We start from the raw sequence: 25,348 nt of genomic DNA on the forward strand, positions 1-25,348 counted from the left end.
CTCTGATCACAGCGTCGGCGATACGGGCGCCAGCACAGGGCCGCTCGCGGCGTCGGCGGGCGCGCCCGGCGCAGTCGGAACGTCGGCCTGCCCGATCCCGAGGACCCGCAACCGACACACAGCTGCTCATCCAAACCGTAGCTGGCGGCGGGGGTGCCGCACTGGGTTTCGTGGCGACGGGGCTGTGGGGTCTGGCGCTGTTGCTTGGCGGGCTGGGTGCGCTGCTGCCGCCCTTCGTGGCAGCGCCCCGCCGACGGCGCCAGCAGACCCGTGAGGCATTGGCATGGCAACTGTGGACTCGGCAGCTTGCCGAACTCACCCGCTCCGGCGCAGGCTTGACAGACGCGCTCAAAAGCAGCACCGAACATGCCCCAGAACGGCTTCAGGAAATCATCAAGCGAGTCGCCTCCACGGCCGAACTGCGCGGCATCGGGCCTGCACTCGACGAGCTCGCTGCTGCCGGCGTCGTCTGGGAACCTGAAGTTGCCGTCGGGCTGCGCATTGCCGCGAACTCGGGTGGGCCATTGACCGGCCCGCTGCTGGAGCTGTGCAACCGCATCGGCGATGTTGTCAGCCTGCACCGCGCCCGCACAGAGGCAGTGGTGCAACTGTGGACGCAAACCATTGCACTGCTGAGCCTCGCCGGCGGGGTCGTACTGCTGATGTACCGCAACAACCCGGCGTACTTCGAGCCCTACCGCACACCCACCGGCCAACTCGTGCTGACGCTGATTGCGATGGTGCTGCTCGGTTCGACGGTGTTCTTGGTGTACCACTCGGTGGTGCGAGCGCAGCCCTCGGTGCTCGCACCGTCGCCGAAGCGTCGGCGCGGGAAGGACCCGCTATGAGCGCCGTCATTGCTGCGGGACTGCTCTTCTTCAGCGGAATCGCTCTGCTGGTCGTTGCCGCTGTTGGGCCGCGCTTGAGACGGCAGACAGGAACGGGTGCGAGGCTGTCCGCCACGAGACTGCCGGGCGTCAAGGACAGCGACATCGCAGACCTGCGTCTCGCAGGCACAGTGGCCCAGCACTATGCCGTGCAAAGACTCGCGGGCCTATTCGTGGGCATTGTTGCCGGCACGGCAATAGCTGCGCTGTGGCTCGACGACCTCGCTGCCACGCTCGGACTCGCAGCACTGCTGGGCTTCGCAGGCTGGCAACTGCCCCGGCAGGGAGCTCGCGATACGGCCCGCAAGGTGCGATCCGAGCTCGATCATGTCATTCGCCTCTGGATCGTGCTGGTCGCCCAGCAGGTCAGCGCCGGCGTCGAGCCCGCGTCTGCGATGCTCACTGCCGCTGAAGCCGGCACACGGCCCACCTGGCGCCTGCTGCACCGCCACCTGCTGACGGCCCAGAACGAACGACGTCCGGCCTGGGAAGGGCTCGTCGACCTCGTCGAGCGCTACGGGCTTCACAACCACGCGCCGGCTGTGGCCGCGTTCGGGCTGGCGGCCGAGCGGGGTACTCGCATCTCCGATGCCGTGTTGGTCGCGGCCGAGACGCTGTGGCGCGACAACCTTCAGCGCGAACGCGAAGCGGCCGAGCGGCGCAACCAGATCATCGTGCTGCCCGCGACTGGCGTCGCGCTGGCGCTCGCGGCGATCCTGGTGTACCCGCCGTTCGTATCGCTCACCGGCGGCATCATCGCCGGCGGGCCCTGAGGCATGGCCCCCAGCTCGCCGCGGCCCGCCCGACGACGAGTTCGGCCGTGCGCCGCGCCGCGGCAGTGTCGTTCCAGCAGCGGGCTCGCGTCGCTGGAGTGGCTCCTGATCATCGCTGCTGTCGGCGGCCTCGCAGCCGTCATGGTGGTGGCGGTGCAGCGGCTCTTGGATGATGCTGCCGAAGTCAATCCTGATCAGTCGGTGCGCCTGCTCGAAGCCACTGTGCTGGCCGCAGAACTCTCCAGCGAAGCCGCTGCTGCGGCGCGTGACGGCGAGCTAGATCCTGCCGGGACGGTGCTCACCAGGCTTCGCAACCAGTGCGAGCAGATTGCCTCGGACTACGGAGGCGCAGTCAGGTCTGCAGAGTGGACTCAAGTGCCGATGGCAGACGCGACAGCAGCATGGACATGTCGGCTGACTGCCCGGTCGGCATGACGAACCCGGCATGTCGTGTCGCTGGCACGTGTCGTCCGGTGTGCGTTCAGCACTCCGGGAGCTCGACTGGCACGGCTGGAACCGGCTCGTTGCTGACCGACGCGGCTTGTTGTGTGAGTACCGCCGGACCCGCTGCAGCGGCGTGGACCCGGTCGAGACGCCCAGGCCACAAGGCACTGAACGGCCCGAAGACCTCCCCGGTCACCTCCACGCGAACCCACCCGTGCTCACCCGCTGCTGGCCGCAGATCTGACGAAGCGCCGCTGTGGCACCAGTCGCTGCGCACGGTTGCTGCACCTGGCGTCCACCAACGCCAGCCGTCGCCTGCGGCTGCGCTGCGTGCGACGGCATCGTGCGCGGCGGCGACCATCTGCTGCGTGCGCGGCGGTGGATCGAGACCTGTGTGCTCGGTGCCATCGTCTGCATACGCCAGACCCGAGGTGCCAATGGCGTGCCACGCAGCGCGCAGCCCAGCAGAAGCAGCGGCCTCGGCTTGGGACCGTGCGCCCGTGACGATGAACGCGTGCACCACCAGCAGCAACATGAGGACAATCAGCGCTGGCCACAGGATCAAGAAGGGGAGCACCTCCGCGCGCTCGTCGCGCTCCCGTCCGCACGCCGATTTCAGCACTGGCTCACGATGACGGGGCACAAGTCACGCTCGCAGTCCCCACGAGCGCGAACCCTAGCTGTGAGGTTCCCACGGCTGTCATGGCACGCCGAGCACCGGACGGCTCGCTCGACCGACCACGCGGGCGGGGCAGTCAGCCTGGTCGTGATCCTGATGGTGCCCGTAGCGGCATTCGCGGCCGTCGTCGCGATGGCGGTGCCGCAGCGTCTAGCCGCCGAATCGTCGCTGGAGGACACAGCCGCTGATTTGGCCACGATGGCTGCGGCTTGGCGTGATGCGCAAGGCCGCGATGACGCACCGCTCGATACCTTCCCCGGTGACTGCGCCGATGTGGCGCTGACAGGTGTCAGCCAGCGCACGGACATTCCGGAGGATTTCACCGGCAGGCTGAGAAACCTCTGCGAAGCCATGAGCGAGGCAGTGCTTCGCGACCTGGGCGAGCACGGCTTCGACCCCAGCACATTGCGGGGCTTCTACAGCGGCTCGTACGCAACCGCCACCGGTGCGCCCGCAGGTTGGAGCCTGCCCTGCAGTACCGGCAATGGCACCGTGGTCACCAACGCTGTGCACGCCGGCGTCGTCGCGCACTGGGAAGGTCCGGGCTGGGCTGCCGCACAAGCAATGCCTGATGGGATCCCGATGGGTGCCGAAGCCGTCGGACATGTCGTGCGCACCGACAGCGGCGACACGGCACTGCCGCCATGTGGCTCCCTGCTCAGCTTGGTGCCCCATCGCCTTCGCTCGGCTGGTCAGGAAGGCCAATCAGGCGCGCGAGAGCTCGCTGAGGCCGTACCGGCACGAATCCCCTTTGCGGGATGATCTGGCGCCACGATGAACACCACCGCGCTCGCCGACCCCTCTTCCGAGCTGCCCGTCGCTCAGACGATGGCCGAGCCGCCTCGGATGCGCCGCTGCAGCCGGGCGCGTGACGAGGCCGGAGCGACGGCGTCGCTCGAATTGCTCGCGTTGACGCCGCTGCTCGCCTTGCTGGTGCTCTTCGTGCTGTGGACCGGCAACAGCGCCCGAGCGGGGCTCGTCGCTGACCTTGCAGCAGAGGAGGCCGCCATCGCCGCAGCACTGTGCTGCGACGATGCCGGACCGCCGGCAGGCGCCGGCAGCCCGGATGCCTCCTTGCAGCGCGAGTACATGGCCGAGGCAGTAGTGGCCTCCCGTCCCGGCCTGGACTACCTGTGCCTCGGCGGACCACGGCCTGAAGGCGACCGCGGATTCGTCACCGAGACCGATGCCAGCTTCGCCGGTGCTCCCGCGCCGACAGGGTTTGCCCACAGCGCACGCGTGATCGAGGTGCACTTCGTCTGCGAAACCGACGGAGCTGTCGCACCGTTGCGAGGCCTGTTCCCCACAGTGACGATGCGCGGTCGCGCATCAGAACTGACGGTCTTTGCCGATGGGCCCAGGCTCACCATCGCGCCGGTGACAGTCATGGAGGGAGACGAGATTGTCTTGGTCGCCAAGCTCAACGAAGCTACGACTGACGACATCGAGTTGGCGTATTTCACAGAGGACCGCACAGCCACATCCAACGCCGAGTCACCGGAACCGACCGATCTGGACTTCGATGCCATACCCGAAGACCTCGGTCTTCTCGCGACGATCCCGGCCGGTGAGACGACCGCGGAGATGCGCATCACAACCCGAGACGACCAAGTCTGCGAAGGCGATGAGACGCTCGCCCTGATTGTCAGCGCTAACGGCCCGACTCTGCCACCGTCGATGGATGCTGTCGATGGCATCCGATTCACCGCCATTGCCACGATCACCGACCAAGCTGATTGCCCGGTGCAGCCCGATCAATGACGGCGGAGATACTGGTGTGGACCGCAATCGGGGCATGGGCGTGTCTCAGCGCGCACGCCGGCTACACCGATCTGCGCGCGGCGAGGATCTCGCGACGCACATGTTGGGCAGCTGGTGTTGCGATCGCAGTGCTGCTCGCTAGCGCTGGCGCACTGCTGGGCGACCCGCTCAGGTGGCTGTGGACTCTGGCGGGCGCCGCGGCCGTGGCACTGCTGCTCGAAGTTGTTTACCGGTGGCAGCCCGACAAGCTGGGCTACGGCGACGTACGGCTGATCATCGTCAACAGCTTGCTTGCGGCGTGGTGGGGCCCGGCGTGGCCGTGGTGGGCGCTGCTGGCCGGTGCCGTCGCAGCTTGGCCCGCCGCAGCGCTTTCGGCGGCACGCGAGGGGCGACACGGTCGGGTGAAGTGGGCACCGGGTCTCGCCATCGGAACCGGTGCTGTGGTGGCGTGGCGCGTCGCCGCTGTTGGGCCGCTCGGCTGATATTCGGCGCACGCAGATCGGCCGCCGAAGCGAAGTGTGGCTGAGCATGTGTGAAATGCGAGCATTCACGCGGCACACTTCACGTGCACACTTCTTCACGATCTGTCTCGGACGCCAATCGAGCAGCGCACATTTGACCCGCCGAACGACAGGAACGCCAGCATGCGAACACACGCGAACACCACCAGCACGTGCGCACGCCGTGAGCGCCTATCGGCGCTGCGCATCGCGCGCAGGCGGGAGGATGAGCGTGGGCTGACGACGCTGGAATGGCTGCTCATCGTCGCAGCGGTAGCGGGCTTGGCAGCGTTGGCCGTTGTACTCGTCCAAAACGTCGTGGACGACACCGCTGAACAGCTCGGTGGCGCCAGCGCCCGCGGAGACCGCCGCCAATGTCGCCGCGGACACCGTCGTCCGCGAGGCGAAGACAGCGCAACCAAGCGACGCTCGCTTCAACACATGGCAGAAGTGGGAGCTGTACTTCACCGCTCGCTGCGAACGACTTGAGATCCTCTACAGCGACACCAACCTCGACGTGGATGCGAACTTCCGTCGAATAAGCAGTGGGGCGAACGGCGACGGTGACGAACCTACCGCTGAGCTACTCAACGCAGCCCACAGTGGCGTTCCGACGCCGACTAAACCCCAGGCAAGCTGTCAGCGGGCGACGCCTACGTCTTAGCTGCCTTGCGCCCTCTGCGCCTGCCACGCGGTTGACGAAGGCTTTCGTGTCCATGCTGGCTCGCCCCGGCGCGCCTATTCGCCGGGTTCGAATGTGCCGAATCGCTCCCGCTCGCCCCGCACATCACGCAGATAGCAGACCGGCACCTTGTGACGCTCGCGCCAGCCACCGCCCGATGCCAGCAAGCCGTCTTTCCAATACGGGCGTGCCTCACTGTCGGCGTAGGTGATGCCCAATCGAGCGCAGCGTTCGCCGTAGCGCCGGTTGATCTGCTCGACCTCGAACTCGGTCTCGGGCGATTGCGCCCGCCACTCACGCGTCAGCGCGTCCGCCGCTATCTCGGCCGTGCGATACCGCGCTTGGTGCCTGCCGGCGTCGATGCCGATGTCCCGAACTGTCGCTTGGACGACAACCACCGCCGACCCCACGAGCACCGCGACCGCTGCAGTCACCAGCAGCCACTCCAGCGTCGTCATGCCAGCCTCGCATCTACGACGACGTAGCGACAGATGGGCCACGCAGCGCACCGTACCGGCCGCCGCAAGCACAGCACCTCAACCGTGAACAGCATGGAGCACCGGGCGGCGTGGCTAACGTGCCGCGGGTGATCAGCGCGGCGGAGCTGTCGTCGATCGAGACAGCGGTGGGCGAACTCGGCAACCGCGTCGCGCAAGCCGCCGACGAGCTGATGGGCACGCCGCATGAGGATGTCGGCGTGGAGCTCTATGAGGTGGAGCGCTCGTTGCGGATGGCGCGCCGCCGCTTGGCTCAGGCCACCGAAGCGCTGCGCTGAGGCCTGCGAGCCGCTCCAGAAGCAGCTACGGCGCGGAGACGGTCAGCGCCGCTCGGCGATGGCTTCTGCGGTCGCGACGATCTTGCGCGCCCGCGTCAAGTGCGGCACATCCACCATCTGACCCTTGTGGGCGAATGCCATGAGGCCAGCGGCCTCGGCCTCGGCGAACGCTTCCAGCAGCTCACGGGCGTCGGCCAACTCGGCATCGCTCGGCGTGAACGCTGCGTTGACGATGTCGATCTGGGCAGGATGGATGGTGATCTTGCCGGTGAAGCCCATAGCGGCCGACGTGGCGCACTCGGCAGCCAGCCCCTCGTCGTCGCGGAAATCCACGAACACCGTGTCGAGCGGCTGCTTGCCCCATGCCGTGGCACCCACCAGGCACATCACCCGGGCGTACTCGAAGACGGGCAGATAGGCGCCTGTGGCGTCCCGGTTGGCCTTCGAGCCCATGGCCGCAGAGAGGTCCTCGGCACCCCAGCTCAGCGCATCAACCCGGTCGTGGCGGGCGAGTTCGCCGATGTTCAGCAGCCCCTGCGGGGTCTCGGTTCCCAGCACCAGCATCACCACGCCGCCGGGCGAGTGGCCGTGCTCCAGCTCCCAGCGGGTGATCATGCTGTCCAGCTCGGCGACCTCTGCTGCATTGTTCACCTTCGGCACCAGGTAGGCGTCGGGCGGCGAGACCATCGTCTCGGCGACATCGGCAGCGCACCACGGCGTGTCGAGCGGATTGATGCGCACTACCCGCTCCTTGGCGCCGAAGTCGACATCGGCCAGCCAGCCCGCAACCGTGGCGCGGGCGCTGTCCTTGTTGTCGGGGGTGACGGCGTCCTCGAGATCGAGCACGAGGCTGTCGGCATCGGTTGCGATCGATTTCTCCAGCATGCGCTCGTTCGCACCGGGCACGAAATGCGATGACCTCCGCACGGTCCCGCCGGCGGGGCTCGGTGACTCGTCCATTCAGTCAAACCTCCTGTGTCTCGCATTCGCGCCGAAGCCGGCGTCGGTGCCGGTTCAGGCCGCGAAGGCGCTCGGGCAGAAGTCGTTGAGCACGCAGTCGTCGCACGCGGGCTTGCGAGCCGAGCAGACGCGCCTGCCGTGCAGGATCAGCCGCAGGCTGAAATCGCCTCGCTCGTACTGGGGGATCATCGGGTTCAAGGCCAGCTCCACCTTCACCGGATCCTCCTCGGCGGTGATGCCGAGGCGCCGCACCAAGCGGCCGACATGGGTGTCCACTGGCAGCCCCGGCAGGTCGAACGCCACCGAACGGATGACGTTGGCGGTCTTGCGGCCGACGCCGGGCAGCTTCACGAGGTCTTTGAGGCTCGTCGGCACCTCGCCGCCATAGTCGGCCAGCAGCCGGCGGGCCATCCCCTGCAGATTGCGCGCCTTGCTGCGGAAGAAGCCAGTGGGATGCACCAATTCCTCGAGATCGCCGAGATCGGCGGAAGCCAGAGCCTCGGCGTCGGGATACTTCGCGAACACCGCCGGAACAGTGGCATTGACACGTGCATCGGTGCACTGTGCAGACAGGATCGTGGCCACCAGCAGCTCGAACGGGTTGCGATGCTCCAGTTCGCAGACGGCTTCGTATTCGTCCTTGAGTCGCTCGTGGGTGCGCTGGGCGCGCCCCTTCGGCGATCGCGGCTTGGCCATGGCGAGTGTCTAGCGCTCCGCCCGAGCGCGTGCGCCGCGACCGTCCCTGCGAACCGAGACGAGCTTGTCGGCGCGCAACTGGCCGCACGCGGCGTCGATCGACGTGCCGCGGTTCTGGCGCACGGTGGCGTTCACGCCAAGGGACGACAGCTCGGCTGCGAAATGCTCGATCCGCCCGGCCGGCGAGGGCTGGTGGCCGTATCCCGGTGTGGGATTCAGCGGAATGAGGTTGACGTGGGCCGCCAGCGGACGCGCATACGCAGCAAGCTCGGCAGCGTCGCGGTCGGTGTCGTTGATGCCGTCGATCATCGCCCACTCGAGGCTGATGCGCCGTCGCTTGGCGCGGCGATAGTCGGCCAGCGAGCGCGCCAGGTCGCGCAGCGGGTACGTGCGATTGATGGGCGCAATCCGGTTGCGCAGTCGGTCGTTGGCGGCATGCAGCGACACTGCCAGGTTGACCGGCAGCGCCTCCGCTGCAAGGCGCGTGATGCCGGGAATGACTCCGACGGTCGACACCGTGATGTGCCTGGCACCGATGCCCATGTCGCCGTGGAACCGCTCCACCGCTGCCCACACCGCGTCATAGTTGGCGAGCGGCTCGCCCATGCCCATGAACACGATATTGATGGCTCTGCCGGGGGCGGCTTCGCTGTTGATGGCTCGGCCGGGGGCGGCTTCGATGTTGATGGCTCGGCCGGGGGCGGCTTCGATGTTGATGGCTCGGCCGGGGGCGGCTTCGCTGTCGATGGCTCGTTCGTCTGGGCCTGCCTCCTGCAGCGTGCTCAGCACTTGCTCGACGATCTCGCCCACGCTCAGGTTGCGGTCGAATCCCACTTGGCCGGTGGCGCAGAAACTGCACGCCATCGCGCAGCCGGCCTGGCTGCTGATGCACAGCGTCGTCCGGTTCCGGTAGCGCATCAACACCGACTCCACCAGGTGACCATCACGCAGCGACCACAAGTGCTTCGTGGTGGTGCCCCGGTCTGCGGACTGGGTGCGGACGAGCGCCAGCGCAGGCGGCAGCAGCTCGCCGATGGCCTGTCGCAGGCTCTTGGGCACATTGGTGAGCTCAGACAGCGGACGGCGCTGGCGGTACAGGCCGTTCCACACCTGGTCCAGCCGGTATGTGGGCTCGCCGTCGAGCAGTTCCCCGAGTTCCGCCCGGCTCAGATCGCCGAGCGAAGGATCGGCGCCGGGGGCTGTCACGGCCGCTCAGCCTGCTACGAGTTCAGCGGGCCGGTGCCGGTGAACAGACGCCGCACCACGGCCACCTCGAGGCCGAGGTCGAGGTAGAGCGTGACGGCGGGCGTGTTGTCGGCGTCGACGTACAGCATCGCCCGTGTCAGACCTGCATCGGTGAGATGCTCATAGCCGGCCAGCGTGAGAGCCCGGCCCAGGCCGCGGCCGTGATACTGCGGGTCGACCGCGATGACGTACACCTCGCCGATCGGCGGGTCCTCATCGGCGTGCACCTTGGTCCAGCAGTAGGCGGCGATATCGCCGTCGATGTCGTACACCCGGAAGCCGTCGGCGTCGAACCATGGCTCCGCCTGGCGCTCGGCTACCTGTTCCAGCGTCCAGCCGCCCTGCTCGCGGTGCCACGAGAATGCCCGGTTGTTGACCTTCACCCACGCCTGCTCGTCCTGGCCGACCACGAACGAACGGGTGTCGATGCCGCTGGGCTGATCCATCGGCAGCGATCGCTCCATGCGGTAGAGGTCGCGCTCGAACGTCAGGCCGAGCTCGGCGAGCCCTCGCCCGAACTCGGTCTCGTTCGGCGCAAGGTCGCCTCCGTCTGTTTCGCCGTGGTCCGGGTGGTCGATCCAGACCGACACGGGCCCAGAGATGTCGCGGAGTTGCAGGCGCAGTGCCGCGAGCAGCGCGCCCGGCGGCCAATGTGCGGCATTGGCCTCCACCACGGCGCCGTGCTGATCGGCACCGATCGAAATGATCGGGTCGGCACTCGCTGCACCACTCACTCGGGGCAGGCTAATGCTGCTTGGCTGCACCCCTGTCGAGTGGCCTGCCCTCGCGCGGATGGGATCGTGCAGGCCCAGGTGCCACACTTGCCCGGTGAACCAGATGCGGTGGCTCAACCGCAGCCAGCCACAAACGCTGCTCAGCGCAGTGCTGCTCTGCTACTTCTCCGCGGGGCTGCTGTTCCTGTTCGGAACCCGCGTCGACTCGCAACTGGCGTACGACATCTTCAAGGGCATCGTCTCGCTGTTTGCCAGCGACCGCACAGCAGCCGATCTCGGCGACAGCATTGTTCCGCCGGCTGTCACCGTTCTGCTCGCCGGCGGGTACATCGCAGGCGGCGCCGGCACTGCCAATGAGCGTCGTTGGGGTCATTGGCTGTGCTCCACGGCCGCGATCTACGCGGCCATAGCGACGCTGTGGTGGGGTGCCCGCGTGAGCTTCGGGCTGGGCATGATCATGCGTCTCATGTTCGACGCACTGCTGCTGGTGCTGCTGTTTCACCCGATGAGCCGCAGCCACCGCCGCGCCTGGTTCACGTGACTCGGCTGCCCAGCCCCGAGAACAAAGCCCAAGCCGTCGAGGAGATGTTCGACGAGATCGCACCTCGCTACGACCTGCTGAACCGGTTGCTGACCTTCCGCCTCGATACTCGCTGGCGTCGCCGCACGGTTGCCGCACTCGGCTTGCAGCCGGGCGAAACCGTGATCGACGTGGCCTGCGGAACCGGCGACCTGTGCAATGAGCTCGCATCGGCCGGACTGCGGCCCGTGGGCGTCGACTTCTCCGCGGGAATGCTCGCGGCCGCCAGCACGGCTGCTCCCCTGCTGCGCTCCGATGCGCTCAGGCTCGGCGTGCGCGACGCGTCGCTCGACGGCGCGACGTGCGGATTCGCACTGCGGAACTTCACGAGCCTCGATCCATTCTTCGCTGAGCTGGCCCGGGTGCTCCGGCCCGGTGCCCGGGTGGCACTGCTCGAGGTGGCCGAGCCGGCCAATCCGCTGCTGCGGGCCGGTCACCGGGTGTACTTCGGCAAGGTGGTGCCGGCGGTGGGCAGCCTGCTCTCCAGCCGATCTGCCTACCGGTACCTGCCCGAGTCGGTGGCGTACCTGCCGGAGGTGCCGGTGCTGCTGACCCAGCTCGCCGACGCCGGATTCCGCGACGTCGACCGGACGCTGCTCAGCGGCGGTATCGCCCAACTGATCACGGCCACGCGAGCGGGTTAATCGCAGGGCACGTCGCGACAACAAAGACAGTCGGCGTGGTGACGGCTTCGGCTGGGCAGGCGTCGGGTGGGGGGCCTGTCAGGAATTTTGTGTATCGGGCGTGATCTGAGGGTCCGCAGCCGGGGGCTGTGGGCTGGAGAGGATCATGTCTGTGACTGATCATGACATGCCGGCTGTGCCGGCGAGCGAGGCTGCCGGCGAGGCGGCGATGGCCGACTGGGCCGAGCAGCTGGTGGCCCAGGCCCGCGCTGAGGGCGTGGAGCTGACCGGTGACGGTGGCCTGTTGACCGGGCTGGTGCGCCAGGTGCTCCAGACCGGTCTCGAGGTCGAGATGACCGAGCATCTGGGCTATGAGCGTCACGCTCCTGAGGGCCGCGGCACCCCGAACTCGCGCAACGGGTCGACGCCCAAGCGGGTGACGACCGAGATCGGCGAGGTCGACCTGGCGGTGCCGCGTGACCGGGCGGGCACCTTCGAGCCGACCACGGTGCCCAAGCACCGGCGCCGTCTCGACGGGCTGTCGGGCAACGTGATCAGCCTCTATGCGAAGGGGCTCACCACCGGGGAGATCCAGGACCATCTAGCAGAGATCTACGACACCTCGGTGAGCCGGGAGACGATCTCGAAGATCACCGACGAGATCGTCGCCGACATGGCGGTGTGGCAGAACCGGCCCCTTGAGCCGGTCTACGCCGTGCTGCTGATCGACGCGATCGTCATCAAGGTCCGCGACTCCCAGGTCGCCAACCGGCCCGTCTATGTCGCCATCGGCGTCGATCTCGCCGGCGAGCGCGACGTGCTGGGCCTGTGGCTGGGCCCCGCAGGCGGCGAGGGCGCCAAGCAGTGGGCAGCGATGCTGACCGAGCTGAGAAACCGAGGCCTCGCTGACGCGTTGATCGTGTGCTGCGACGGGCTGCGGGGCCTGCCCGAGTCGATCCGGGCGACCTGGCCCCAGGCCACGGTGCAGACCTGCGTGGTGCACATGGTCCGCAACAGCCTCCGCTACGCCTCCAAACGGCACTGGGGGCCGATCACCAAGGCAATGCGGGAGATCTACACGTCGCCCACCGCCGAGGCCGCCGAGGCACGCTTCGAGAGCTTCGCCGAGGACTGGGAGCACACCTACCCCGCCATGATCGGCTCCTGGCGGCAGGCCTGGGACGAATTCGTGCCGTTCCTGGAGTTCCCCGCTGAGCTGCGCAGAGTCGTCTACACCACCAACGCCATCGAGAGCCTCAACGCCAGATTCCGACGGGCCGTGCGCCATCGAGGCCACTTCCCCAACGAGCAGGCCGCGATGAAGGTCCTCTACCTTGTCGCCAACGCCAGACGCAAAAACCGCAGCAACCTGACCGGAAAGACCAACGGCTGGAAGACCATCCTGAACACCCTGACCGTCCACTACGGCGACCGGATCGCCGACCACATCCGATGAACACCATCACGGCCGGTTACACAAAAAATCTGACAGTCCCCTGCACCGCGGACGGGCGCGCCGACGGAACCGAAGAAGTCGATCTGGCCGTGGTGGTGCCGCGGGTGACCTCGGTGACGGTCACCGCGACCTCGGGCGGGTCGTGTGCCGTGTCGTCGTCGCCGCTGCCTGCGGGCGCGGACGCGGCGTACGGGTGCACGGCGACGCGCGGCGCCGATCTGGTGGTGTCGGTCGCGGCGGACGCAAACGTCAACGGGCCGTCGCTGGGATGGGACGCCAGCGGCGCGGTGCGCGTTGTGCACAGCGCACAAGCCCGGCGTACTGTTCCGCTGATCGCGCCGGGAGGATCGCTGAACGGCTGGCGGCGCACCGGCACCGCGACGCTGAGCTGCACCGCCGGCGGCGCTGCGACGGTCACGACAGCCCTGCCGGGCGCGGCCGACTATGTGACCCGTCTCGATGTCGCCTGCGGGCAGCAGGTGCGCATCGGCGGTCTCGACGACACGGTTGCTGCGGGCACTGCGACGGTGGCCGTGTCGGACACGTTCGCGGTCACGCCCGCCGCCGCGCAGTGCACCGCGACAGCCACCGCGGGCACGCCGGTCGTGTCGGCTGGTGTGGGCGGGGTGCGCGCTGTGCAGTTGAGTGTCGGTGTGGGGGCGTCTGCTGTGGTGACGGTCACGTGCACCCACAGCGGCCACGACCCCGCCACGGCGACAGCGACGTTCGCGGCCGCCGCAGCAGGCGGCTGCGGGGATCCGCTGGGAACGCTGAGCGTCGGCAGCGTGACGCGCAGCGGCACGATCGCCGCCGATACGGCGTGCACCTCGCCTCAGCGTGTGCGCGACGGCGGCGACGCCAAGCGGTACTGGGCGCGCCGTCACACCTTCACGCTGGCCGCCCCGACGAAGATCACCATCGACGCCGGCTCGCCGACACGACGCGGCCTCGACGCCTATGTGGTGCTGCTGGAAGGCCACAGCAGCGACGGCACCGGCACCGTGGCAGGCCGCGACAACAACTCAGGGCCCCGCCGCGACGCCCGCCTGGCCGCACTGGTGCTGCCCGCAGGCGACTACACCATCGAGGTCACCACCGCCAACAAACGCCGCACCGGCAACTACCGGCTCCAGGTCACCACAGCGGCCGCGTCCGCGGCATGCACCGACGACCTAGGCACGCTGGCCGCGGGCCGCTACACACGCACCGGCACCATCACCGACACCTGCGTGTCCACACGCCGCGGCACCCCCACAGGCCGACCCGGGGCGCGCTGGCACACCTTCACCCTCGACGCCCCCGCCTGGGTCGACATCGACCTCGCCAAAACAACCGGCAGCCCCCTGGACCCCTACCTGGCGCTCATCGGCACCGACAACGGCACACCCACCACCATCGAACAAGACGACAACAGCGGCACCGGCAACACAGCACACATACAAGGCCGGTATCTCGAAGCCGGCACCTACACCATCGAAACCACCGGCACAGCTGCGACCGGCACCACCGCCGCCGGCGACTACACCCTCACCGTCACCGTGCCCATCCACGGCCTCGCCCAGTCATACGACGCCACCGTCGACGAGCAAACCACCATCAACTTCACCTACTGGCCCACCAACGCAAGAATCGACGCACAGTCGGCGGAACTACTGACAGAACCAGCGGGACGAAATGGAAAGGGATCGGTCACCGCTACGCCGACGGTCGTGAAACAGCACTCGGTCTCGGTGTTGTTGACCACCAGTTCGGCTGCGAACGGCGAAACTTCTTCTAGGTTTTATCAGCGCAGTTCCTCGCCTTCGGCGACGTCCACCAGGGTGTTCCCTTCAGGACTTGGCGCTGGCTGTCCGGATGGCAAAGTACTGAGTGAGGTCAATGGGATCCTGTGCGTGAATCCTAGGACTCAACCGCTGCCAGCGAAGCTTCATGAGGTGGTGCCCGATCCAAGCAGCGGTGTCAAATACCGGGGTCCGTACCTAGTGACGCCGGGTGCCCTTAGAGGTATCAGCCACGCATCTGCGCGGGCGCTCAATCCGTACGGCACGACTTGCGGCATCACCGTACATGAGCTGACGGCGCTTCTTTTGGGTATCGGATTCCGGGAAATACCCAACAAGGTCTGGGTTGACACGAATGAGAACGGCGATGACGACGGCCCGGTCGACGACAACGGCAAGGAGTTCGAACGTGAGAACGCCCGTTACGACGCGAGATCGCTGATGACGCTGTCGCGCAAAGACCACAAATGGACGCCTGTCGGCGCAGGTGAAGACAATTCGCGGCTGTACTCGAACGACTCGCTTACCGATGGCCCATCGCGGGCGTTCTGGCACCCCGGTGTGGGAATGTGGCAGATCGATAAGTTCAGTTCGACAGACCTGAATCACGGCCAGCGGGCATCCACTCGGTTCGGGGCTCTCCGGGTCGCCCAAGTGTTACTCAACGCGTATTGCGGGCCGTCATCAGCGCCGCTCCCGGAGCCTTCGCTCAAGGAGTTGACCAATCTGATGTCCAAACAGTGGCACGCGTGTAGGCACCTCGGTGAGGAGAACCTCTGCTGGATAACGAAGAAGAACCTGATGCTCCACAACGATGATCTGTTCGTGCGGGTCAGCGCCAATGCGGACGATGACAGCACCATCGGCGGTGCCTTAGCCCGGAATTGCAGATGGAATACCCAAGACGGTCGGTCGCCTACTGCCCCTCTTGCGTGCTACTTCTACGACACGGCACATCCGGAAGGAGCCGTGCATAACAGCTTGCCATACGGGCATAAGTCCAAAGCGGCCCGTGAGGACTGGATGGACAAGAGCAGTCCGTATGCGGCACCGTTTGTTTCTCTGAATTACCAAAAGGGTAGGTTTGCCGTTTTTCCGAAGTCGTTGCTGCCGGGTTCAACCAAAACGCTGATCAAGCGGGTTCCCCTGAACCCTCGTCCTGGCAGAGATGCTACGACGGAGAAGATGTTCCAAGTTCGCCGAATAACGCACACGACATGGCACGAGAACGATCATTTCGACGGGCTCCAACTGGAGATGCTGATCTGTATCCGTCGTGCGCGTTCCTATTTCCCGTTGTGCGATTGGGTCAGTGTCAATGCCGACTCAGGATCGGTGGGTGGCAGTTTTGGCACACGTATCGCTCCCCAAAGAGGCCGCTGAGGCTGCCACATGTTCTTTCGTCGGCGTTCCTTCCTGTCCGTCGTTGCCGCGGCCACGGTCGTGGCGGGCGGGCTGTGCTTATGGTTTGTCGTGCCTCGTGCTAAGACGGTCGAGACGCCAGATTCAGCTCCCATCAAGACTGATCTGCCCTCAATGATCTTCGATGACCGAAGTCGGTGGCGGCTGACGCCAAGTACCGGTTCGCTTGCACCGGGAGAAATCGACGGCACGAGAGCAGGGATCGCATGGACAGACGCTACCGGGCCCCTCAGGGCAACGACCTTCACGGTGCTCAGCGAGGCCATCGGCGAGATCCTCGACCTGTGCGTCACGGAAGATGCCGTTGCGGCCTTCTCGGGTGCCCGCGATATGCCTGCGGAGTCCGACATCGTCCAAGTCGTCACAGAGACTCAATACGCCTTGGGCTGCCGTGGCTCTGGCCCGGTCGTGATGAAGGGCCGCTACGCATATGTCCCGCCGTTCGGCGGGGAGCTTCAGTTCTTCGAGAGTCGGCACCAGGCCGTCATCTATGGCGAGGATCTTCAACGCCGCCTAGGCGTCGGTTGGCACGAGAATCCGTCGATTGGCTCGCCGTTGGGGTTCCACAGCGGAACCATGGGAACGGCAAGCTACGGCACCGGCGTAACGGCGGGTGCAGAAGATCTGCGCGTTATCCCCGGATCGGTGAGCGCCAACGCAGGAGTCTTGCGTGGCTTAGTCCGCAACCGGTCGGCAACCCACTTCGCGTATCGGGTTGAGGTTGCTGTTGGTGACCTAGCGTGGGAGTGGCCGTTGTCGGTGCAACCTGGCGAACTGGCACCTTTCGAGATTCAGGGGTGGAGATCCGACGAGATTCCACAGATGACAGAACTCGTCGTCTCTGCGGAGATGTCGACTGACGTGGACCTGTCGCGGCAATTCCAGTTCCACGAGATGTGGCAGCGCGGTGTCATAGCGAGGCAGGATTTCGCGACCTACTTGCCGCGCAGCGTGATCGCCGAGTTCCCAGCCGAGACCGAGGTAGCCACGTTCCTGACCGCGAACGATGTAGTCGCCTCATCGCACCCAAGCCTCGCGGAACCAACAAGGAACTTGGAGACGTTTCCGGTAGCGGCATATGTCGCTTGGGTTCGCAGCGACGGCAGCATCGCTGATATCGACCAGCTCATTCTCTCTGAATACGACGATTTCGTCGATTCGGATGGCCACTCGAGGATACGTCCCTTCGAGGTCCACCTCTACTCCAGAGCCGTCCATGCTGGCACCGTCAACCTCGCGTTTGCGGCGGACCCACGCGACCCCTTCCTTGATGGCTACCTGCTGTGGATCGGCGGCATCCACGAGTGAGTCTGTGGTAGGTCGATGGGCAGTCTGCACTTGCGTCGGCAGATCGACGCTGTCGTACAGCACCGGGCTGGCGTGGCCGCGCTGAGCCGCACCGGAGGCGGCACGCCGGTCGTGTCGGCTGGTGTGGGCGGGGTGCGCGCTGTGCAGTTGAGTGTCGGTGTGGGGGCGTCTGCTGTGGTGACGGTCACGTGCACCCACAGCGGCCACGACCCCGCCACGGCGACAGCGACGTTCGCGGCCGCCGCAGCAGGCGGCTGCGGGGATCCGCTGGGAACGCTGAGCGTCGGCAGCGTGACGCGCAGCGGCACGATCGCCGCCGATACGGCGTGCACCTCGCCTCAGCGTGTGCGCGACGGCGGCGACGCCAAGCGGTACTGGGCGCGCCGTCACACCTTCACGCTGGCCGCCCCGACGAAGATCACCATCGACGCCGGCTCGCCGACACGACGCGGCCTCGACGCCTATGTGGTGCTGCTGGAAGGCCACAGCAGCGACGGCACCGGCACCGTGGCAGGCCGCGACAACAACTCAGGGCCCCGCCGCGACGCCCGCCTGGCCGCACTGGTGCTGCCCGCAGGCGACTACACCATCGAGGTCACCACCGCCAACAAACGCCGCACCGGCAACTACCGGCTCCAGGTCACCACAGCGGCCGCGTCCGCGGCATGCACCGACGACCTAGGCACGCTGGCCGCGGGCCGCTACACACGCACCGGCACCATCACCGACACCTGCGTGTCCACACGCCGCGGCACCCCCACAGGCCGACCCGGGGCGCGCTGGCACACCTTCACCCTCGACGCCCCCGCCTGGGTCGACATCGACCTCGCCAAAACAACCGGCAGCCCCCTGGACCCCTACCTGGCGCTCATCGGCGCCGACAACGGCACACCCACCACCATCGAGCAAGACGACAACAGCGGCACCGGCAACACAGCACACATACAAGGCCGGTATCTCGAAGCCGGCACCTACACCATCGAAACCACCGCCGCCACACCCACCGGCACCACCAGCACCGGGGCATACACCCTCACCGTCACCATCCCCATCCACGGCCTCCCCCAAACCATCAACGCCACCGTCGACGAGCAAACCACCATCAACTTCACCTACTGGCCCACCAACGCCAGAATCGACGCACGATCAGAAGACCTCGCGTTTGCGTTTCGGGCAACGAATGGAGTGTCGGTGCTCGCGCCGTCAATCACGGCACCAGACCGTCACACAATCGCGTTGACTAGGGCCTGTCAGGAATTTTGTGTATCGGGCGTGATCTGAGGGTCCGCAGCCGGGGGCTGTGGGCTGGAGAGGATCATGTCTGTGACTGATCATGACATGCCGGCTGTGCCGGCGAGCGAGGCTGCCGGCGAGGCGGCGATGGCCGACTGGGCCGAGCAGCTGGTGGCCCAGGCCCGCGCTGAGGGCGTGGAGCTGACCGGTGACGGTGGCCTGTTGACCGGGCTGGTGCGCCAGGTGCTCCAGACCGGTCTCGAGGTCGAGATGACCGAGCATCTGGGCTATGAGCGTCACGCTCCTGAGGGCCGCGGCACCCCGAACTCGCGCAACGGGTCGACGCCCAAGCGGGTGACGACCGAGATCGGCGAGGTCGACCTGGCGGTGCCGCGTGACCGGGCGGGCACCTTCGAGCCGACCACGGTGCCCAAGCACCGGCGCCGTCTCGACGGGCTGTCGGGCAACGTGATCAGCCTCTATGCGAAGGGGCTCACCACCGGGGAGATCCAGGACCATCTAGCAGAGATCTACGACACCTCGGTGAGCCGGGAGACGATCTCGAAGATCACCGACGAGATCGTCGCCGACATGGCGGTGTGGCAGAACCGGCCCCTTGAGCCGGTCTACGCCGTGCTGCTGATCGACGCGATCGTCATCAAGGTCCGCGACTCCCAGGTCGCCAACCGGCCCGTCTATGTCGCCATCGGCGTCGATCTCGCCGGCGAGCGCGACGTGCTGGGCCTGTGGCTGGGCCCCGCAGGCGGCGAGGGCGCCAAGCAGTGGGCAGCGATGCTGACCGAGCTGAGAAACCGAGGCCTCGCTGACGCGTTGATCGTGTGCTGCGACGGGCTGCGGGGCCTGCCCGAGTCGATCCGGGCGACCTGGCCCCAGGCCACGGTGCAGACCTGCGTGGTGCACATGGTCCGCAACAGCCTCCGCTACGCCTCCAAACGGCACTGGGGGCCGATCACCAAGGCAATGCGGGAGATCTACACGTCGCCCACCGCCGAGGCCGCCGAGGCACGCTTCGAGAGCTTCGCCGAGGACTGGGAGCACACCTACCCCGCCATGATCGGCTCCTGGCGGCAGGCCTGGGACGAATTCGTGCCGTTCCTGGAGTTCCCCGCTGAGCTGCGCAGAGTCGTCTACACCACCAACGCCATCGAGAGCCTCAACGCCAGATTCCGACGGGCCGTGCGCCATCGAGGCCACTTCCCCAACGAGCAGGCCGCGATGAAGGTCCTCTACCTTGTCGCCAACGCCAGACGCAAAAACCGCAGCAACCTGACCGGAAAGACCAACGGCTGGAAGACCATCCTGAACACCCTGACCGTCCACTACGGCGACCGGATCGCCGACCACATCCGATGAACACCATCACGGCCGGTTACACAAAAAATCTGACAGTCCCCAACGGGACGGCCTCGGCGGTGCTGTCGGGCGTGGCGGCGGACTGCGACGATTCGCTGGGCAGTCTCGTGCACGGCGTCACCGTCACCCGCGACGGCGCTGTCGCCGCGGATGCGGGATGCACGTCGGCGGGTCGCGGCCTGAGCGGCACGTTCTATGCGCGTCGGCACACGTTCACGCTCGACGCCGCGGCGCGGGTCAGCGTCGATCTTGCCGCTGCGTCGGACGCGGCGCCGCTGGATGCCTATGTCGTGCTGTACCGCGGCCACGACGCCGCAGCGGCCGCGGTGCTGCACAGCGACGACGACTCAGGGCCCGGCAGCGACAGCCGCCTGAGGAACCTGCGTCTGGGGGCGGGCGACTACACGATCGAGGCCACCACCGCCGCAGCGGAGGCCGTGGGCGGCTACCGGCTGGGGGTGCGCGCCCTGTACAGCTCCCCGGTGCGCATCAGCGGCCTCACCGACGCCTCCGGGGCGGGAACGGGCGCGGTGACGGTGTCCGAGCCGTTCACGGTGTCGCCGTCGACCGCCGCCTGCACAGCGACACCCGACGCGGCGTCGGTCGCGGCGGGTAGCGGCAGGCGGCGCACTGTGTCCGCGACCCTCGACGCCCCCGGGCCGGTTGCGGTGACGGTCACCTGCAGCGCTGCGGGCCGCGGGCCCGCCCGCCAGCAGGCCACCCTCACCCACGCCGGCGCGCTCACCTCCATCACGGCGCGCACCGCCACCAGCGGCGGCGAATGCGAGACCGCAAGGACCCGCCGCGGCATCGATGCCGCTTATCGGTGCAGGATCGGGCGCGGCAACACCGTCACCATCGCCGCCGACGCCACCGCCACCGGTCCCGGCGTCGAGGTCGCCTGGGGCACCACCGGCGCCATCACCGCCACAGGCCACCGGCTGGGTGCTGCGACGCCGACCTTCGGGCCCGACAACAGCATCGCCGCATGGAAGCGCACCGCAACCGTCGATCTGGCCTGCACCGCCAACGGCACCGCCACCGCCAAAGCCACGCTGGCAGGCACCACCGCGAAGAAGACCGCCCGGCTGACCGTGGTCTGCGCCGACGCCGTCCAGATCACCGGCCTCGAAGACACCTCGGCCGAAGGCACCGGCACCGTCCCGGTCACCCGCGGCTTCACCGTTACGCCGTCGACCGCCAAATGCACCGCCGACCCCGCCACAGCCAGGGTCACCAAAGGCATCGGCGACGCCCGCACGCTCAGCGGCCGGGTCGCGGTGCCCGCCACCCTGGAAGTCACCGTCACCTGTAAAGCCACCGGCTACGCGGACGCCGTACGCCAGGTCGCCTTGACCGCCCGCCGGCCGTGCTCGACCCACCTCGGCACACTGGCCACCGGCACCATCACAAGCAGCGGCAATATCGCGGACGACGGCTGCGTCGCCAAGGCCCGCAAGCGGTCCATCACCAGCGTGTTCTACGCCCGCCAAGCACCCCACTGGGCCAAACGGCACACCTTCACCCTCGACACGCCCGGCTGGGTCACCATCAGCCTCGGCAACGCCCCCGCCAACGCCGAGGCGCTCGACACCTACCTCGTGCTGCTCAAGGATGACAACAACACCGGCACCCCGATCGAGCGCAACGACGACCGCACCAGACGCGACAAGAACGCCCGCCTGACTGGCATCTTCCTCCAGCCCGGCCGCTACACCATCGAAGCCACCACCAAAACACCCCGAACCGCCGGCAGCTACAACCTCGACGTCGAAGCGGTCGTATCAGGACTGCAAGACAGCTACACCGCCACCGTCGGAACGGCGAAGCCCATCACCTTCCATTATTGGCCGCCCGGGGCGCAGATCGCCGTCAAATCCGCCGCGAACGAAGAACTGCAACCCGCCATCGTCGCCAGAGCGGGCAGCACCTACGGCACCGCCACCATCACCCTCACACCGAAGCTCGTCCACACCCACGAGGACCTCTGGGTCCGCGTCCGCCACAACACCGCCACCGAACAGCTCCTCGGGCCCGTCACCCTCACCGCCCAATGCCCATCAGGAGAGACGCCCAGCATCAACAACAACGTGCTGTGCCTACCCAACACCGTCACCCAGAAGGACAAGAGCGGAAGCGCCTATCGAGTAACCCCGGGCACACTCAACGGCATCCTCGCAACCGCCGAAGCTGCGGTGGCTCGCAGGCCGTCCTGCGGTTTGTCGGCGAACAAGCTGGCTGCGTTCATGCTGTCCATCGGCTTCCATGAGGTTGGTGCTGGCAGGGCAGGCACAGCGGCTCCGTCGCCGATGGTCCTCGGGCGCAAGGACACCTTCAAGCTGCGCGATGACAATCTGTACAACTATGTGAATGACACCGTGTTGGGGGAACCTCGACGCGCCTTCTTCCACCCCGGCGTGGGCTGGTGGCAGCTCGACGACGAAGGAGATCTTGACTGGAGGAGGCTCAACCACGGGCAACGCGCCGACACCGGCTTGGGCCTCAACGGAGAATATGACAGCCAGGACCAGGACTCGGGTGGCGAGGTAATCGCGGAGAAGTTCGTGACGGAGTTCTGCCCGTCGAACCTCGCGAAGGCGAAGCGCTACATGTCGCAGAAGTGGTTCGCCTGCCGACCGAGCGAGTGCGCTGATACCTATGACAACCTCTACATCGATGGTTCGGATGACCTGCATGTGACGGTCGCCCGTAACGTCGGCCAGTACAGCACCGACGGCGGTGTCACTGAGCACAGTTGTCGTTGGGCGAATTCGGCGACGGCGCTGCATGGGCTAGTCAGCACGTTCGGTTGCTTCTGGTATGACACGACGCGGCCTCAGGGCGGCGCGGGCCTGTCGAATCCGTGGTCGTATCTCCCGAACCGAGAGGAGCTTGTCGCGGACGAAGACGAGCTCAGGTCCCCGCTGGCGGCACCTTTCGTGGCGTTCACCCATGACGTGAAGCGGTTCGCAGTGTTCCCCGGTCCGGTCATGACGGTGCTGAAGCCGGCGCGCCATTCGACATCGGGGGCGTTCGAGACATGGATCAAGGAGGTTCCCCAAGACGTCAACGTGCGCAACGAGAAGAAGGCGGGGGCGGGATTGTGGTCCGCCGGTGGTCTCGACCGGGCGATGACTCCTGAACAGGCCAGCGACGATTGGGTGCTGGAAGTGCGGGTTTGCGACGAGCCGGAGTGGGTGCTCGCGACCGGGGCCCGTGGATCGTGCCGGTGGTTGGGTGTGGACGAGGTGAGGTTCGCGAGCCAGATGGGGTTCAGCGGCGTGCCCCAGCCCGGCGGTGTGCTGTGAGGCGCGTCTGCGGAGCCGTGGTCGTAGTGCTGCTGGCGTTGGCAACGGGGTGCAGTGCTGCGCCGGGCGACCCGCAGGCCGATGCGTCGGCGACCTCTTCGGGGCCGAGTTCACCGTCGACCTCGGATGCTGGCTCCGCGCGCCGATCAGCGTCGAGCAGCGGAGAGGACGGCGGCTCTGCGCCCACCGGTCCATCGCGCACGGCGAACGCAGGCGGGCCCTTCGGCGACGAGGATCTGTGGATCGGCGCCGGTCCGCTGCCGACGGGTTTGCAGCGAAGTCTCGGCGCTGGCGACTTGCCCGGGCCGCTGCTGGATTTGCCGCACGGCGGGGTGGGTTTGTTTCGGGTGTTCGACATGTGCGGGAGGACCGAGGCTTCGTTTCATGACGGGGCTGATTTCTCGTCGTTGGCGTACTGGTACGGGTACGACACCGCGCGGCGATGGCACCAAGGCTGCACTGCGGGTCGGTTCTTGGCGGTGGCGCGAGGAGCGTGGACAGAAAGAGCGCGTGAGTACTTCGCGCAGCGGCCGGCTGCTGAGTCTTGGGTGGCGGACCGGCGCACGCGTGAGGCGGCGCTGCGGCGCAAGGGCGGCCCGCCGGAGTTCGCGTACGTGATGGGCTTCGTTGACAGCGAGCTGCACGGCTATCCGGGGCCGAGGTTGGAGTCTGCTCCTGCGCACCTACCGGCCGATGAGGTGCAGGTGCTGCCCGAGACGGTTGCGGTGCGTGAGGGTGTGCTGCGGGGTCTGGTGCGCAACCGGTCGCGTCGGCTGTGGGCCTACGAGGTGACGATTGCCGCGGGCGGCCGGGAGTTCAGATGGCCGCTGTCGATCCAGCCCGGCGAGGTTGTCCCGTTCGAGATCGCGGGCTGGGCCGGTTCGGGGGACCCGGAGGCGATCGACATCGCCGTCACCGCGGACATGTCGTGGCACGCGGACCCGTCGCGGGCGTTCGCCGAAATGTCCGGCGGCCAATTGAAGCTGTGGGTTGGGGAGCTCGCGCGGCGTGCGATGCCGGACGCGGTCCGCGACCGCTATCGGCACGTTGTCGCCGACACAGATCCCGGCTCGGTGTCGGTGGGCACGGTGTCGTGGACCGTCGCGCCGATCGAGCCGCCCGGGTCGCACCGGAGCCTGGCCGACGATCTCGAGCGCCTCGCAGTGCCGGATCTGCGTGCCTACGGCGTGGTGTACGACGGTTTCGGCCGGGTGATCGAGGTAGGCCCAGCAGCGATCCTCGACACTCCCGCATGGGGCCCCTTCGACGAAATGTTCTTCCCTGACGTATCGCCCACCGACATACGTGCTCTGTCGGGCTCGGAGGACCTCACGACATCGACGATGTCTGTGCGCTTCGATGTGCACGCCGACGTCGCGACCGACACCAGGTTCGCCGAAGGCGCGCAGGGCACCTACAGGACCAGAGCCGACTTCTACGAACGAGACGGACACGAGGCGGATGGCTTGGTCGAGGGCGGGTTCATATTGTGGATCGGCACCGCAGACCCGGCCCGGGCTGCTGAGTGAGCGCCGCTCAAGTCGTCATCGGCATCGGTCGTGAACCGCGCCGTATGGCGCATCGCGACCGGATGATCCGAAAATCGCTTGCAGAGGCATGGCCGGTGGTGGTTACGCTGGGGTCATGAGCGATGAACCGGCGCCGCAGGGAATGCCCTCGGTGGGCGAGATGCTCGACGAGACCTTTGCGGTTCAGCGAAGGTCGCTGCAGCGCATCGAGGACTCGCAGAAAGAGCTGGAGCGGTCGCAGGGCGAGACGAATGAGCGTTTGGGCCGGCTTGAGGACTCGCAGCGCGAGACGAATGAGCGTCTGGGCCGGCTTGAGGACTCGCAGAGGGAGCTGGAGCGGTCGCAGCGTGGCGTCAGCGAAACGCTGAGCGGCCACAGCGCGCTCTTGGAGGGAATCGCCAGCAAGCTGGACAAGCTCGCATCTTGAGGCCGCCCCGCGGGAGCAGGGAAGGCGCTCAGGGGGACGATTTTGGAGATCGGCATCTCGACGATGTCCGTCGCGCCCTGTTCGATCAGTTCGATTGAGAACGATTCGATGGATGTATGGGGATGCAGTGGACAAAACTGCTAACAAAGTAGCAACAAAAATTGTTGTAAT

At 67.1% G+C, this 25,348-nt stretch carries 24 protein-coding genes; 18 read left to right on the plus strand and 6 right to left on the minus strand.

Annotated elements, in window-relative coordinates; translation table 11 throughout:
- Positions 1-170 precede the first annotated feature (170 nt).
- From ACOGI8_RS06415 to ACOGI8_RS06425, 3 genes are read left to right on the plus strand one after another with little or no spacing between them, the layout of a single operon-like run.
- Entirely contained in the window at positions 171-848 is a 678-nt protein-coding gene (locus tag ACOGI8_RS06415) for a type II secretion system F family protein (protein ID WP_419856046.1), read from the plus strand.
- Entirely contained in the window at positions 845-1,660 is an 816-nt protein-coding gene (locus ACOGI8_RS06420) for a hypothetical protein (protein WP_419856047.1), read from the plus strand. Before ACOGI8_RS06415 ends, ACOGI8_RS06420 begins: the two co-directional genes overlap by 4 nt.
- 3 nt (positions 1,661-1,663) lie before the next feature.
- The gene (locus ACOGI8_RS06425) at positions 1,664-2,095 is read left to right on the plus strand and encodes a hypothetical protein (RefSeq protein ID WP_419856048.1); all 432 of its coding nucleotides are present in this window, start codon (positions 1,664-1,666) and stop codon (positions 2,093-2,095) included.
- Positions 2,096-2,141: 46 nt separating this feature from the next.
- On the opposite strand, the gene ACOGI8_RS06430 is transcribed toward ACOGI8_RS06425, so the two are convergent.
- Positions 2,142-2,726, minus strand: a complete 585-nt coding sequence (locus tag ACOGI8_RS06430) for a hypothetical protein (protein WP_419856049.1) — start codon at positions 2,724-2,726, stop codon at positions 2,142-2,144.
- Between the two features lie 60 nt (positions 2,727-2,786).
- Here ACOGI8_RS06430 and ACOGI8_RS06435 point away from each other — a divergent pair, with 60 nt between their 5' ends.
- From ACOGI8_RS06435 to ACOGI8_RS06450, 4 genes are all read left to right on the plus strand, one after another.
- On the plus strand, positions 2,787-3,545 hold the full coding sequence (locus ACOGI8_RS06435; RefSeq protein ID WP_419856050.1) for a hypothetical protein: 759 nt from the start codon (positions 2,787-2,789) through the stop codon (positions 3,543-3,545).
- Positions 3,546-3,557: 12 nt separating this feature from the next.
- Positions 3,558-4,544, plus strand: a complete 987-nt coding sequence (locus ACOGI8_RS06440) for a hypothetical protein (protein ID WP_419856051.1) — start codon at positions 3,558-3,560, stop codon at positions 4,542-4,544.
- The gene (locus ACOGI8_RS06445) at positions 4,541-5,026 is read left to right on the plus strand and encodes a prepilin peptidase (RefSeq protein ID WP_419856052.1); all 486 of its coding nucleotides are present in this window, start codon (positions 4,541-4,543) and stop codon (positions 5,024-5,026) included. Before ACOGI8_RS06440 ends, ACOGI8_RS06445 begins: the two co-directional genes overlap by 4 nt.
- Before the next feature lie 316 nt (positions 5,027-5,342).
- A complete protein-coding gene (locus ACOGI8_RS06450; protein ID WP_419856053.1) occupies positions 5,343-5,708 on the plus strand; it encodes a hypothetical protein in 366 nt (121 codons plus the stop codon).
- A gap of 74 nt (positions 5,709-5,782) precedes the next feature.
- Here ACOGI8_RS06450 and ACOGI8_RS06455 read toward each other — a convergent pair whose 3' ends face one another.
- Positions 5,783-6,184: a hypothetical protein gene (locus tag ACOGI8_RS06455; protein WP_419856054.1), complete on the minus strand. Its 402-nt coding sequence runs from the start codon at positions 6,182-6,184 to the stop codon at positions 5,783-5,785.
- Between the two features lie 110 nt (positions 6,185-6,294).
- Between ACOGI8_RS06455 and ACOGI8_RS06460 the strand changes: the two genes are divergently transcribed.
- Complete coding sequence (locus tag ACOGI8_RS06460) at positions 6,295-6,501, plus strand: hypothetical protein (RefSeq protein WP_419856055.1); 207 nt, start codon at positions 6,295-6,297, stop codon at positions 6,499-6,501.
- A 42-nt stretch (positions 6,502-6,543) separates the two neighbouring features.
- Here the strand turns inward: ACOGI8_RS06460 and ACOGI8_RS06465 are convergent, their stop codons facing one another.
- From ACOGI8_RS06465 to mshD, 4 genes are read right to left on the minus strand one after another with little or no spacing between them, the layout of a single operon-like run.
- Positions 6,544-7,461: an HpcH/HpaI aldolase/citrate lyase family protein gene (locus ACOGI8_RS06465; RefSeq protein ID WP_419856056.1), complete on the minus strand. Its 918-nt coding sequence runs from the start codon at positions 7,459-7,461 to the stop codon at positions 6,544-6,546.
- Positions 7,462-7,515: 54 nt separating this feature from the next.
- Positions 7,516-8,157 (minus strand): endonuclease III, encoded by a 642-nt coding sequence (gene nth / locus ACOGI8_RS06470; RefSeq protein ID WP_419856057.1) that lies wholly within the window; start codon positions 8,155-8,157, stop codon positions 7,516-7,518.
- 9 nt (positions 8,158-8,166) lie between these two features.
- Positions 8,167-9,363 carry a radical SAM protein gene (locus tag ACOGI8_RS06475; RefSeq protein ID WP_419856058.1) on the minus strand — a complete coding sequence of 399 codons (1,197 nt, stop codon included), beginning with the start codon at positions 9,361-9,363 and terminating at the stop codon, positions 8,167-8,169.
- Between the two features lie 14 nt (positions 9,364-9,377).
- Positions 9,378-10,136, minus strand: coding sequence for a mycothiol synthase (gene mshD / locus ACOGI8_RS06480; RefSeq protein ID WP_419856059.1), 759 nt, complete (start codon positions 10,134-10,136; stop codon positions 9,378-9,380).
- Positions 10,137-10,230: 94 nt separating this feature from the next.
- Here mshD and ACOGI8_RS06485 point away from each other — a divergent pair, with 94 nt between their 5' ends.
- From ACOGI8_RS06485 to ACOGI8_RS06530, 10 genes are all read left to right on the plus strand, one after another.
- Positions 10,231-10,677 carry a hypothetical protein gene (locus tag ACOGI8_RS06485; RefSeq protein ID WP_419856060.1) on the plus strand — a complete coding sequence of 149 codons (447 nt, stop codon included), beginning with the start codon at positions 10,231-10,233 and terminating at the stop codon, positions 10,675-10,677.
- Positions 10,674-11,360, plus strand: coding sequence for a ubiquinone/menaquinone biosynthesis methyltransferase (locus ACOGI8_RS06490; RefSeq protein ID WP_419856061.1), 687 nt, complete (start codon positions 10,674-10,676; stop codon positions 11,358-11,360). The genes ACOGI8_RS06485 and ACOGI8_RS06490 overlap by 4 nt, the downstream gene beginning before the upstream one ends.
- 145 nt (positions 11,361-11,505) lie before the next feature.
- Positions 11,506-12,795, plus strand: a complete 1,290-nt coding sequence (locus ACOGI8_RS06495; RefSeq protein ID WP_419855237.1) for an IS256 family transposase — start codon at positions 11,506-11,508, stop codon at positions 12,793-12,795.
- Complete coding sequence (locus tag ACOGI8_RS06500) at positions 12,792-15,959, plus strand: hypothetical protein (protein ID WP_419856062.1); 3,168 nt, start codon at positions 12,792-12,794, stop codon at positions 15,957-15,959. The genes ACOGI8_RS06495 and ACOGI8_RS06500 overlap by 4 nt, the downstream gene beginning before the upstream one ends.
- A gap of 9 nt (positions 15,960-15,968) precedes the next feature.
- Positions 15,969-17,306 carry a hypothetical protein gene (locus ACOGI8_RS06505; RefSeq protein WP_419856063.1) on the plus strand — a complete coding sequence of 446 codons (1,338 nt, stop codon included), beginning with the start codon at positions 15,969-15,971 and terminating at the stop codon, positions 17,304-17,306.
- A 15-nt stretch (positions 17,307-17,321) separates the two neighbouring features.
- Positions 17,322-18,587 carry a hypothetical protein gene (locus tag ACOGI8_RS06510; protein WP_419856064.1) on the plus strand — a complete coding sequence of 422 codons (1,266 nt, stop codon included), beginning with the start codon at positions 17,322-17,324 and terminating at the stop codon, positions 18,585-18,587.
- A gap of 36 nt (positions 18,588-18,623) precedes the next feature.
- Positions 18,624-19,913 (plus strand): IS256 family transposase, encoded by a 1,290-nt coding sequence (locus ACOGI8_RS06515; RefSeq protein ID WP_419855237.1) that lies wholly within the window; start codon positions 18,624-18,626, stop codon positions 19,911-19,913.
- On the plus strand, positions 19,910-23,221 hold the full coding sequence (locus ACOGI8_RS06520) for a hypothetical protein (protein ID WP_419856065.1): 3,312 nt from the start codon (positions 19,910-19,912) through the stop codon (positions 23,219-23,221). Before ACOGI8_RS06515 ends, ACOGI8_RS06520 begins: the two co-directional genes overlap by 4 nt.
- 17 nt (positions 23,222-23,238) lie before the next feature.
- Positions 23,239-24,750 carry a hypothetical protein gene (locus ACOGI8_RS06525; RefSeq protein WP_419856066.1) on the plus strand — a complete coding sequence of 504 codons (1,512 nt, stop codon included), beginning with the start codon at positions 23,239-23,241 and terminating at the stop codon, positions 24,748-24,750.
- 115 nt (positions 24,751-24,865) lie between these two features.
- Positions 24,866-25,177: a hypothetical protein gene (locus ACOGI8_RS06530; RefSeq protein WP_419856067.1), complete on the plus strand. Its 312-nt coding sequence runs from the start codon at positions 24,866-24,868 to the stop codon at positions 25,175-25,177.
- Positions 25,178-25,348: the final 171 nt, after the last annotated feature.

This window comes from Candidatus Poriferisodalis sp. (assembly GCF_965204195.1).
Classification (GTDB): Bacteria; Actinomycetota; Acidimicrobiia; order Acidimicrobiales; family Poriferisodalaceae; genus Poriferisodalis.

Bases quoted from the DNA above. Each gene is read 5' to 3' on its own strand.
- ACOGI8_RS06420 (WP_419856047.1), top strand. From the start codon at position 845: ATGAGCGCCGTCATTGCTGCGGGACTGCTCTTCTTCAGCGGAATCGCT.
- ACOGI8_RS06425 (WP_419856048.1), top strand. From the start codon at position 1,664: ATGGCCCCCAGCTCGCCGCGGCCCGCCCGACGACGAGTTCGGCCGTGC.
- ACOGI8_RS06440 (WP_419856051.1), top strand. From the start codon at position 3,558: ATGAACACCACCGCGCTCGCCGACCCCTCTTCCGAGCTGCCCGTCGCT.
- ACOGI8_RS06445 (WP_419856052.1), top strand. From the start codon at position 4,541: ATGACGGCGGAGATACTGGTGTGGACCGCAATCGGGGCATGGGCGTGT.
- ACOGI8_RS06455 (WP_419856054.1), bottom strand. From the start codon at position 6,184: ATGACGACGCTGGAGTGGCTGCTGGTGACTGCAGCGGTCGCGGTGCTC.
- ACOGI8_RS06465 (WP_419856056.1), bottom strand. From the start codon at position 7,461: ATGGACGAGTCACCGAGCCCCGCCGGCGGGACCGTGCGGAGGTCATCG.
- nth (WP_419856057.1), bottom strand. From the start codon at position 8,157: ATGGCCAAGCCGCGATCGCCGAAGGGGCGCGCCCAGCGCACCCACGAG.
- ACOGI8_RS06495 (WP_419855237.1), top strand. From the start codon at position 11,506: ATGTCTGTGACTGATCATGACATGCCGGCTGTGCCGGCGAGCGAGGCT.
- ACOGI8_RS06500 (WP_419856062.1), top strand. From the start codon at position 12,792: ATGAACACCATCACGGCCGGTTACACAAAAAATCTGACAGTCCCCTGC.
- ACOGI8_RS06505 (WP_419856063.1), top strand. From the start codon at position 15,969: ATGTTCTTTCGTCGGCGTTCCTTCCTGTCCGTCGTTGCCGCGGCCACG.
- ACOGI8_RS06510 (WP_419856064.1), top strand. From the start codon at position 17,322: ATGGGCAGTCTGCACTTGCGTCGGCAGATCGACGCTGTCGTACAGCAC.
- ACOGI8_RS06515 (WP_419855237.1), top strand. From the start codon at position 18,624: ATGTCTGTGACTGATCATGACATGCCGGCTGTGCCGGCGAGCGAGGCT.
- ACOGI8_RS06520 (WP_419856065.1), top strand. From the start codon at position 19,910: ATGAACACCATCACGGCCGGTTACACAAAAAATCTGACAGTCCCCAAC.
- ACOGI8_RS06530 (WP_419856067.1), top strand. From the start codon at position 24,866: ATGAGCGATGAACCGGCGCCGCAGGGAATGCCCTCGGTGGGCGAGATG.